The organism is Pseudomonas sp. SG-MS2, from assembly GCF_009933855.1.
Lineage (GTDB): Bacteria > Pseudomonadota > Gammaproteobacteria > Pseudomonadales > Pseudomonadaceae > Aquipseudomonas > Aquipseudomonas putida_E.
In genome coordinates this window covers 1-9,798 of sequence record NZ_MOMO01000099.1, presented here as the reverse complement: position 1 = coordinate 9,798, position 9,798 = coordinate 1, and the positions used below count along the sequence as shown (strand labels likewise).

11 protein-coding genes are annotated in these 9,798 nt (G+C 64.0%); all 11 read right to left on the bottom strand.

What is annotated here, in order from left to right; translation table 11 throughout:
• The coding region (locus tag BLX42_RS08200) for an alpha/beta fold hydrolase (protein WP_371926633.1) at positions 1-233 on the bottom strand (233 nt) is incomplete at its 3' end.
• 63 nt (positions 234-296) lie between these two features.
• Entirely contained in the window at positions 297-1,976 is a 1,680-nt protein-coding gene (gene phaC / locus BLX42_RS08195) for a class II poly(R)-hydroxyalkanoic acid synthase (RefSeq protein WP_046785020.1), read from the bottom strand.
• 352 nt (positions 1,977-2,328) lie between these two features.
• Positions 2,329-2,706, bottom strand: a complete 378-nt coding sequence (locus tag BLX42_RS08190; RefSeq protein ID WP_046785021.1) for a gamma-butyrobetaine hydroxylase-like domain-containing protein — start codon at positions 2,704-2,706, stop codon at positions 2,329-2,331.
• Positions 2,707-2,875: 169 nt separating this feature from the next.
• Entirely contained in the window at positions 2,876-4,219 is a 1,344-nt protein-coding gene (gene hslU / locus BLX42_RS08185) for an ATP-dependent protease ATPase subunit HslU (protein WP_046785022.1), read from the bottom strand.
• A gap of 76 nt (positions 4,220-4,295) precedes the next feature.
• The gene (gene hslV, locus BLX42_RS08180) at positions 4,296-4,826 is read right to left on the bottom strand and encodes an ATP-dependent protease subunit HslV (RefSeq protein WP_012312406.1); all 531 of its coding nucleotides are present in this window, start codon (positions 4,824-4,826) and stop codon (positions 4,296-4,298) included.
• 253 nt (positions 4,827-5,079) lie between these two features.
• Positions 5,080-6,351 carry a dihydroorotase gene (locus tag BLX42_RS08175; protein WP_119688154.1) on the bottom strand — a complete coding sequence of 424 codons (1,272 nt, stop codon included), beginning with the start codon at positions 6,349-6,351 and terminating at the stop codon, positions 5,080-5,082.
• On the bottom strand, positions 6,348-7,352 hold the full coding sequence (locus tag BLX42_RS08170) for an aspartate carbamoyltransferase catalytic subunit (protein ID WP_012312408.1): 1,005 nt from the start codon (positions 7,350-7,352) through the stop codon (positions 6,348-6,350). Before BLX42_RS08170 ends, BLX42_RS08175 begins: the two co-directional genes overlap by 4 nt.
• 13 nt (positions 7,353-7,365) lie before the next feature.
• On the bottom strand, positions 7,366-7,884 hold the full coding sequence (gene pyrR / locus BLX42_RS08165) for a bifunctional pyr operon transcriptional regulator/uracil phosphoribosyltransferase PyrR (protein ID WP_161871535.1): 519 nt from the start codon (positions 7,882-7,884) through the stop codon (positions 7,366-7,368).
• A 49-nt stretch (positions 7,885-7,933) separates the two neighbouring features.
• Positions 7,934-8,359: a Holliday junction resolvase RuvX gene (gene ruvX, locus BLX42_RS08160; protein WP_012312410.1), complete on the bottom strand. Its 426-nt coding sequence runs from the start codon at positions 8,357-8,359 to the stop codon at positions 7,934-7,936.
• Positions 8,359-8,928 (bottom strand): YqgE/AlgH family protein, encoded by a 570-nt coding sequence (locus tag BLX42_RS08155; RefSeq protein WP_046785025.1) that lies wholly within the window; start codon positions 8,926-8,928, stop codon positions 8,359-8,361. Before BLX42_RS08155 ends, ruvX begins: the two co-directional genes overlap by 1 nt.
• Before the next feature lie 61 nt (positions 8,929-8,989).
• A partial coding sequence (locus BLX42_RS08150) for an energy transducer TonB (RefSeq protein ID WP_161871534.1) occupies positions 8,990-9,798 on the bottom strand: 809 nt, incomplete at its 5' end.

The following is a 9,798-nucleotide window of genomic DNA, read 5'->3' as shown; positions in this document are numbered from 1 at the left end:
GGGAAGCGATAGGGGTGGCGGGGGGTGGAGGAGCCACCCACGCCTGGCACGTCGAAGGCAATGACTTCGAGGTCCGGGTCCAGCGCTTCGATGAACGGGAACACCAGCTCCAGGTTGGCGCCGATGCCATTGAAGATCAGCAGCGGCGTCAGGTGCGGCTTGCCTGGGCGCACGGCAGTGCGGATGGACTGGTCGTCCAGCTCGACGGTCCGGAATATGTAGTGTGACGACATGCGCATGACTCTGTGGTGAATGAAGCGCCGTGGCCCGCCGGTGGGCAGCCACGGCGTTACAACTCAACGTTCGTGAACGTAAGTTCCCGGTGCGGCTTCACCTGCGGCATAGGCACGGTTGCCCAGGCGGGCCGGCGCCTTTTTCAGGTCGCCGGCGCGCTCGCTCAGCCATGCCTGCCAATACAGCCACCAGGAGTCGGCATGCTTGTCTGCGTTCTCTTGCCAGGCCAATGCGTCGCCGGGGCGGTCCGCGCCGGTCAGGAAACGCGCCTTGGGGTTGCCCGGCGGGTTGAGGATGCTCTGGATGTGGCCGCTGTTGGACAGGACAAACTCGATCTTGCCGCCAAACAGGTGCGCCGAGCGGTAGCACGACTGCCACGGGGTAATATGGTCGGCGGTGCCGGCCACACTGAAGATGTCGCACTTGACCTTTTTCAGGTCGATGGCGGTCCCGCACACTTCCAGTGCATCGGCGCGGGTCAACGGGTTGTTCTTGAACATCTCGATCAGGTCGCCGTGGAAGGCCGCCGGCAGGCGCGTGGTGTCGTTGTTCCAGAACAGGATGTCGAATACGGGCGGCTCGTTGCCGAGCAGGTAGTTGTTGACCCAGTAGTTCCAGATCAGGTCGTTGGGGCGCATCCAGGCGAACACTTTGGCCATGTCGCTGCCTTCGAGCACGCCGGCCTGGTAGGAGTGGCGCTTGGCCGACTCCAGAGTCTGCTCGTCGACGAACAATGCCACCTGGGTATCCAGGGTGGTGTCCAGCACGCTGACCAGCAGGGTCAGCGCATTCACCTTCTTCTCGCCCAGCGCGGCGTAGTGGCCAACCAGTGCGGTGCAGGTGATGCCGCCGGAGCAGGCACCGAGCATGTTCAGGTCCTTGCTGCCGGTAATCGCCAGGACCGCGTCGACCGCTTCCTTGAGTGCGTCGATGTAGGTCGACAGGCCCCACTCCCGCTGGGCTTTGGTCGGGTTGCGCCAACTGATGATGAAGGTCTGCTGATGCGAGCGCAGGCAGAAGCGCGCCAAGCTTTTCTCAGGGCTCAGGTCGAAGACGTAGAACTTGTTGATCTGTGGCGGCACCACCAGCAAAGGGCGGGCGTGCACCTGCTCGGTGATGGGGCTGTACTGGATCAGCTCCAGCACGTCATTGCGGTACACCACGGCGCCTTCGCTGGTACCGAGGTTCTTGCCCACTTCAAAGGCGTCCATGTTGACCTGGCTGGGCATGCCACCATTGTTGACCACGTCCTTGGCCAGGTTGGACAGGCCGTCGAGCAGGCTCTTGCCGCCGGTTTCGAAGAAGCGTTTGACCGCCGCCGGGTTGGACAGGGTATTGGTCGGCGCCATGGCTTCGGTCATCAGGTTGATGACGAATTGCCCACGGCTGATGTCCTGGGGCGACAGGTCGCTGTTGCCGATCCAGTCCTGCAGCTCCTTGCGCCAGGCCAGATAGGTTTGCAGGTAGCGGCGGTACAGCGGGTTCTTGCTCCAGGCCGGGTCCTGGAAGCGACGGTCGTCGCCCTCGGGGGCCAGGCTGGACTTGCCCAGCAGCACGTTTTTCAGCTCCAGGCCGAAATGTGCCACGTGTTTGGCGCTGTGCAGCGGCTGGCGCACGGCCTGGCGCAGCACGGTACGCGCAGAGCTCAGCAGGTCCTTGCGGCGGATGCCGATGACCGGGTTCAGGCCCAGGGTGTTGTCCGAGGCTTGCCGCTGCAACTCATCGTTGTTCTTGTTACTCATCTACGACGCTCCGTTGTCCTGAGACGAGTACCGGTTTGCTGTGGCGCATGCACAGTCGACAGCCCGGTACTGCTACTCGGGTGACCAGTGATAAGGAACAGCGGTGCTGCGGGCCGGATGCAATCGGCGATGAGCTGCGGGGGAATCTGCGTGTGAAGACAGCCTGCTTTCGCTCGCGACCTCTACATACCGGCCATGCCCTGACTGCCTTCAAAGCAATGCAGGGAACTTGCCAGCTCCATTGGTTACCCGACTTTCATGTAATGCGCAAGACAGCCCTTGAATGAGCTGTCTGTAGGGCATTCAAGCAGATGAGATTAGAAAATGCGCTCTAAAGCGTGGAAGGCTTGAGCTAGAGCATCAGTTTGACCACTGTTTCGGCAGGATCGCGGGATTTGCCGGCCTTGTGCAACTCATCGAGGTACTCGGCCCAGAGTTGTTCCTGACGCAGGCACAGTTGCTCCAGGTATTCCCAGGTGAACAGCCCGCTGTCATGGCCGTCGTCGAAGGTCAGTTTCAGTGCATATTGGCCAGCGGGCTCAAGGCCGCTGAGGCCGACATTGATCTTGCCGAATTGCAGGATGGGGTTGCCGTGGCCCTGGACCTCGGCGGAGGGGGAGTGCACGCGCAGGAATTCGGCGGGCAGGTGGTAGGCCTCGTCGGGACCGTAGGTGAGGCTGAGTGTCCTGGAGGCTTTGTGCAGGTTGATGGCGGTTGGCATGCGGGCCATGGTCTGAATCTCTTCTGAGCGACAAGCTTCAAGCTTCAAGCTTCAAGCTTCAAGCTTCAAGCTGCAAGAAGTGATATTAGAGCCACCATGGAAAGATCATGTGAGCAGCAGTGCTGCAAGCGACGCCAAACAGCTTGTCGCTTGCAGCTTGCAGCTTGCAGCTCGCCGCTTAAAGGATGTAGCGCGACAGGTCTTCGTTCTGGGCCAGCTCACCCAGATGGCCGTTCACGTACGCTGCGTCGATCTGGATCGGTGCTTCATCATGTGCACTGGCCAGGTCGCCGGCACTGAACGACACCTCTTCGAGCAGGCGCTCGAGCAGGGTGTGCAGGCGGCGGGCACCGATGTTCTCGGTCTTCTCGTTGACCTGGAAGGCGATCTCGGCCAGGCGCTTGATACCGTCTGCCTTGAACTCGATGTTCAGGCCTTCGGTCTTGAGCAGCTCGCGGTACTGCTCGGTCAGCGAAGCGTGCGGCTCTTGCAGGATGCGCTCGAAGTCTTCCGGGGTCAGCGCCTTGAGCTCCACGCGGATCGGCAGGCGGCCTTGCAGTTCAGGGACCAGGTCGCTCGGCTTGCTCAGGTGGAACGCGCCGGAGGCGATGAACAGGATGTGGTCGGTCTTGACCATGCCCAGCTTGGTGTTGACGGTGCAGCCTTCGATCAGTGGCAGCAGGTCGCGCTGCACGCCTTCACGGGACACATCAGCGCCGCCGACGTTGCCACGCTTGGCCACCTTGTCGATTTCGTCGATGAATACGATGCCGTGCTGTTCGACCGCTTCCAGGGCCTTTGCCTTCAAGTCATCATCGTTGACCAGGCGGCTCGCTTCTTCGTCGCGAACCATCTTCAGCGCTTCTTTGACCTTGAGCTTGCGCGCCTTGCGCTTGCCCTTGCCCATGTTGGCGAACAGGCTCTGCAGCTGGTTGGTCATCTCTTCCATGCCGGGCGGCGCGGCGATTTCGACGCCGACGGCGTCGGCCACCTCGATTTCGATTTCCTTGTCGTCCAGTTGGCCTTCACGCAGGCGCTTGCGGAACAGCTGGCGGGTATTGGAGTCGCTGCTGGTCTGCGCGGCTTCCTCGCTGAAGCTGGTGACCCGGGCCTGCGGCAGCAGGGCGTCGAGAATACGGTCTTCGGCGGCATCTTCGGCGCGGTGGCGCACGCGGATGATCTCTTGCTCGCGCAGCATCTTCATCGCGGCGTCGGCCAGGTCGCGGATGATCGACTCGACATCGCGGCCAACGTAGCCCACCTCGGTGAACTTGGTCGCTTCGACCTTGAGGAATGGTGCGTTGGCCAGCTTGGCCAGGCGGCGGGCAATTTCGGTCTTGCCGACGCCGGTGGGGCCGATCATCAGAATGTTTTTAGGCGTCACCTCGGCGCGCAGCTCGGCTGGCAGCTGCATCCGCCGCCAGCGGTTGCGCAGGGCGATGGCCACGGCGCGCTTGGCGTCGTCCTGGCCGATGATGTGGCGGTTGAGTTCGTGGACGATCTCGCGGGGGGTCATGGACATGATGAAAATGGTCCTCGAGCAGAATGAGTCAGCGTGGAAAAGCCCCGTCACCGGGACGGGGCGCCAGAACAGCTGATCACTCGGCCAGGTCCTGCTCCTCGATGGTCAGGTTGTGGTTGGTGAACACGCAGATGTCACCGGCGATGTTCAGTGCGGTCTCGGCGATTTCGCGGGCCGAGAGGTCAGTCTTGTTCAGCAGGGCGCGGGCCGCGGCCTGGGCGTAGGCGCCGCCGGAGCCCATGGCGATCAGGCCGTCTTCTGGCTCGACCACGTCACCGTTGCCGGTGATGATCAGCGATGCGTCCTTGTTGGCCACGGCCAGCATGGCCTCCAGGCGGCTCAGGGAGCGGTCGGTACGCCATTCTTTGGCCAGCTCGACGGCGGCCCGCACCAAATGGCCGGAGTGTTTCTGCAGTTGGGCTTCGAAGCGCTCGAACAGGGTGAACGCGTCGGCGGTGGCGCCGGCGAAACCGGCGATGACCTCACCGTTGTACAGGCGACGTACCTTTTTGGCGTTGCCTTTCATGACGGTGTTGCCGAGAGATACCTGGCCGTCGCCGCCCATGACGACTTTGCCGTGACGGCGGACAGAAACGATGGTGGTCAAGGGGAGAGTCTCCACGCAGCGGGGCAAAATTGCCTGATGCAGACTCATATGGGGGTGGGGGGAAGGATTTCAACCGAGGGGGATGAATGGTTGCTATCAGCCTGTGCGGGGCGCGGTCGCTGTAGGAGCGGCCTTGTGTCGCGAAAGGGCCGCAAAGCGGCCCCAAGATCCCGGCACTATTCGGAAATTCCCGGGGCTGCTTCGCACCCCTTTCGCGACACAAGGCCGCTCCTACAGCGAGCGGTGTGCTTACTCAGCCCTCGTGGCAGACGTGCCCGTCGACCACGGTGTAACGCACAGCGCCGGGCAGGCAGTGGCCGATGAACGGGCAGTTGTCGCCGCGCGAGTACCACTGCTCGCCGGCAACCGTCGAGGCCTTGGCATCGAACAGCACCAGATCCGCCGAGCCACCGACCTTCAGTTCACCCGCCGGCAGGCGCATGGCGGCCGCCGGGCCGCTGGTCAGGCGGGCGAGCAGGGTCGGCAGGTCGAGCAGGCCGTCTTCCACCAGCGTCATGGCCAATGGCAGCAGCAGTTCGACGCTGCTGATACCGGGCTCGGTGGCACCGAACGGGGCGAGCTTGGCATCGCGTTCGTGCGGCTGGTGATGGCTGGAGATCGCCTGGATCACGCCCGATCTGACCGCTTCGCGCAGGCCATCGCGGTCGGCGGCGCTACGCAGTGGCGGCTGCACGTGGTAGAGGCTTGAGAACTCCCGCAGCGACTCGTCGGTGAGGATCAGCTGGTACAACGCCACATCGGCGGTCACTGGCAGGCCGAGTTGTTGGGCCTGGGCGATCAGCCGCGCGCCACGGGCGCTGGTGATCTGGGTGAAGTGCGCACGTACGCCGGCCTGCTCGACCAGCAGCAGGTTGCGCGCCAGGGCAACGGTCTCGGCGGTTTCCGGAATGCCGGGCAGGCCGAGGAAACTGGCCATCGCGCCTTCATGGGCCAGGCCGCCCTGGGCCAGGTCGCGGTCCTGGGAGTGGAAGACCACGGTCAGGTCGAAGGTGGCAGCGTATTCCAGGGCACGGGCCAGGGTACGGTTGTTGGGGATTTCTTTCAGGCCGTTACCGAAGGCTACGCAACCGGTGTCACGCAGGGCGACCAGTTCGGCCAGTTGCTCGCCTTCCAGGCTCTTGGTCAGGGCGCCGATGGGGTAGACCTTGCTGTTGCCGGCTTCGCGGGCGCGGTCGAGGATCAGCTCGGCCACTGCCGAGGTATCGAGCACCGGCTTGGTCTGCGGTGGGCAGCACAGGCTGGTGACGCCTCCGGCCACGGCGGCGCGGGTTTCACTGGCAATGGTGCCCTTGCGGCTGTAACCCGGCTCGCGCAGCGATACACCGAGGTCGACCAGGCCGGGTGCGGCGATCAGGCCATCTGCCTGGATTGTACGGCTGGCGCTGAAGCCGGCCGGGGCCGCGCCGATGGCGGCAATGCGGCCACCGTCCAGGTGCAGGTCGGTGACTTGGTCCAGGCCACTCTTGGGGTCGATGACCCGGGCGCCAAGAATGCTGAGGGTCACTGGGCGTTCTCCTGGTCGAGTTGACGTTGCGTGTTCTGCCCGCTCATGGCCATGGACAGCACCGCCATGCGCACGGCGATGCCGTAGGTGACCTGGTTGAGGATCACCGAATGCTTACCGTCGGCCACCGCCGACTCGATCTCCACGCCGCGGTTGATCGGCCCCGGGTGCATGACGATGGCGTCCGGCTTGGCGCCGGCAAGGCGCGCGGTGGTCAGGCCGAACAGGCGGTAGAACTCACCCTCGCTGGGCAGCAGGCCGCCGGCCATGCGTTCACGCTGCAGGCGCAGCATGATCACCACATCGACGTCCTTCAGCCCTTCGGTGAGGTCGGTGTAGACCTTCACGCCGTACTGCTCGATACCGATCGGGATCAGGGTTTTCGGGCCGATCACGCGGATGTCCGGGCAGCCCAGCGCCTTGAGCGCGAGCATGTCGGAGCGGGCCACACGCGAGTGCAGGATATCGCCGACGATCGCCACGGACAGGTTCTCGAAGCTGCCTTTGTGGCGGCGGATGGTCAGCATGTCGAGCATGCCTTGGGTCGGGTGCGCATGGCGGCCGTCACCGCCGTTGATCACCGCGACATCCGGGCATACATGCTCGGCGATGAAGTGCGCGGCACCCGAGTCGGAGTGGCGCACGACGAACATGTCGGCGGCCATGGCTTCGAGGTTGCGCAGGGTGTCGAACAGGGTTTCGCCCTTGCTGGTCGAGGAGGTCGACACATTCAGGCTGATCACGTCGGCCGACAGGCGCTGGGCGGCCAGTTCGAAGGTGGTGCGGGTGCGGGTCGAGTTCTCGAAGAACACGTTGCACACGGTCTTGCCGCGCAGCAACGGGACTTTCTTGACGGCCCGTGCGCCGACTTCGAGGAACGAGTCGGCGGTGTCGAGGATCTCGGTGAGCAGTTCGCGGGGCAAACCGTCGAGCGAGAGAAAGTGGCGCAGCTGGCCCTGATCATTGAGCTGCAGCGGGCGCTTGGCGTCGATTGGCGTCATCGCGAGTGGACTCTTAAAGGGCGGAAGCGGTGGCGAGGTCCTGGCGCTCGAGTACGAGCGGTGCGGGGCCGGTCAATTTTACCCGTTCATGGGCCGCCAGCGACAGGGTGGCACCCAGCACGTTGGGGCGGATCGGCAGTTCGCCGGCGTCCAGGTCAAGCAGGCAGACCAGGGTCACGCTGGCCGGGCGGCCGTAATCGAACAGTTCGTTGAGCGCGGCGCGAATGGTGCGGCCGCTCATCAGCACGTCGTCGATCAGTACCAGGTGCTGGCCTTCGACCTCGAACGGCAGCTCTGACGGGCGCACTTGAGGGTGCAGGCCGTTCTGGCTGAAATCGTCGCGGTAGAACGACACGTCCAGGGTGCCCAGCGGGCTGGCATCGGCCAGTTCCTGCTGCAGGGCCTGGGCTACCCAGACGCCGCCGGTGCGGATGCCGATGTAACGCGGCTCGGTGATGCCGCGGCGGGCGAGATGGGCGCGAAGGTCGACAGCCATCTGCCGGATCAGATCGGCGGGATTGGGTAGGCTCATTGCGTGTCTCCTGGAGGGCGCCGGGTTGGCCCGACGGCAAAGCGGAAAATTAGGTATTGGCCTCCAGCCAGCCTTGCAGCAGCAGGGCCGCGGCGATGGCATCGACCGGGTTGTCACGGTAACTGCCGCGCTGGCCGCCGCGGGCCATGCGCTCGCCCTTGGCCTCGAAAGTGGTCAGGCGTTCGTCGTGGGTGTGCACCGGCAGGTTGAAACGGCCGTTGAGGCGGCGGGCGAACTTTTCGGCGCGGGCGCTCATTTCGCTTGGCGTGCCGTCCATGTTCAATGGCAGGCCGACAACGATGGCATCGGGCTTCCACTCATTGATCAGTTTTTCCACCTGGGCCCAGTCCGGCACGCCATTCTGCGCTTTGAGCGTGCACAGTTCACGTGCCTGGCCGGTCACTACCTGGCCGACGGCCACACCGATCTGTTTGCTGCCGTAGTCGAAGCCCAGCAGCAGGCGTAGCTCGGCCATCAGGCGTGGCCCGCCTGGCTGGTCAGCAGGCTGAGGTTGATGCCCAGGCTGGCGGCTGCGGCCCCCAGGCGCTGTTCACTGGCCAGGCCAAAAATGATGTCCGCATCGAACGGGCAGTTCAGCCAGGCGTTATCGGCGAGTTCCGCCTCCAGTTGCCCGGCTTCCCAGCCGGCATAGCCCAGGGTGATCAGGCTCTTTTGTGGCCCTACTCCTTCGGCAATGGCGAACAGCACATCCTGCGAGGTGGACAGCGACAGGCCTTGCAGCTCGACAGTGGCCTGGTAGCTGCATTCGCTGCTGTGCAGTACGAAGCCGCGGTCGGTCTGCACCGGGCCGCCCTGGTAGATCGGTACCTGCAGGGTGCTGGCCGGCGGTTCCTCGTCCGGGCGCAACTGCTCGAGAATGTCCGCCAGGTTCAGCTCCTGAGGTCGATTGACCACCAGGCCCATGGCGCCATTGGCGTTGTGCTCGACGATGTACGTGAGGGTCTGGGCAAAGTTCGGATCGGCCATGTGCGGCATGGCGATCAGGAACTGATGCTTTAGGTAGCTCGGGGCGAGGTTTTTCATGGGGGATAGTGTGGCGCCAGGTGGCGAGGCTGACAAGGCATTCGAGCTTGCAGCTTGCAGCTCAGTTACTGGAAAGCCGATCCCCACGGGCAAACCGCCAGGTACGGATGATTTCCAGTCGGTCGTATTCCGCCAGGTCGCCGGTAAACGGCGCAAACGGCGCCGCCAGCCGCACGATGCGTTGGGCGGCCTGGTCCAGCACCGGCTGCCCGGACGACTCGAGCACCAGCACCTCATAGAGCGAGCCATCACGGTTGATCGACACCATCATCCGCAGGTTGCCGTAAATCTGCTGGCGGCGTGCTTCGTCGGGGTAATTGAGGTTGCCCACCCGCTCGACCTTCTTGCGCCACTCCTCCTTGTACCAGGCGCCCTTGTCGCGCATGGTCGAGGCGGCGTTCAGGCGGTGGATGCGCGGGCGCTTGGCGTACATCTGCTGTTCGTTGGACAGCTCGGCCTCGAGGCTGGCGATCTGGCTCGACAGCTGCGAACTGTCGAAATCTGGCGTTGCGGCCGGTTTGGGCTGCGGCTTGCTTTCCTTTGGCTTGGGCTCGACCTTCTGCGCCTTGGGGGCTTGGGTGGCCACGGCGGATTTTTGCGGCGCAGGCGGCGGTTTCACCTCAGGTTTTGCCGCCGGCGGCGGGGTGACCTTGTTGATCTTGCTGTCCTGGAACGGCGCGATCTCGGTGGTGGTGGGTACCGCCTTCTTCTCAAGGGTGCCGCTGCCTTGCTGGTTGGCCTGGGCCTGGAAATCGGCCTTCTCGGGCGGCTTCTCGCTTTTGAAGGTGGCCAGGGTGATGTCCATGGTCTGGCGGATTTCAGCCGGCTTGACCACGGTAAAGCCCACGCCGAGGATCAGCGCCAGGTGCA

Coding starts and splice junctions, on each gene's coding strand:
- phaC (WP_046785020.1), bottom strand. CDS start 1,976: ATGAGTAACAAGAACAACGATGAGTTGCAGCGGCAAGCCTCGGACAAC.
- BLX42_RS08190 (WP_046785021.1), bottom strand. CDS start 2,706: ATGGCCCGCATGCCAACCGCCATCAACCTGCACAAAGCCTCCAGGACA.
- hslU (WP_046785022.1), bottom strand. CDS start 4,219: ATGTCCATGACCCCCCGCGAGATCGTCCACGAACTCAACCGCCACATC.
- BLX42_RS08170 (WP_012312408.1), bottom strand. CDS start 7,352: ATGACGCCAATCGACGCCAAGCGCCCGCTGCAGCTCAATGATCAGGGC.
- pyrR (WP_161871535.1), bottom strand. CDS start 7,884: ATGAGCCTACCCAATCCCGCCGATCTGATCCGGCAGATGGCTGTCGAC.
- ruvX (WP_012312410.1), bottom strand. CDS start 8,359: ATGGCCGAGCTACGCCTGCTGCTGGGCTTCGACTACGGCAGCAAACAG.
- BLX42_RS08155 (WP_046785025.1), bottom strand. CDS start 8,928: ATGAAAAACCTCGCCCCGAGCTACCTAAAGCATCAGTTCCTGATCGCC.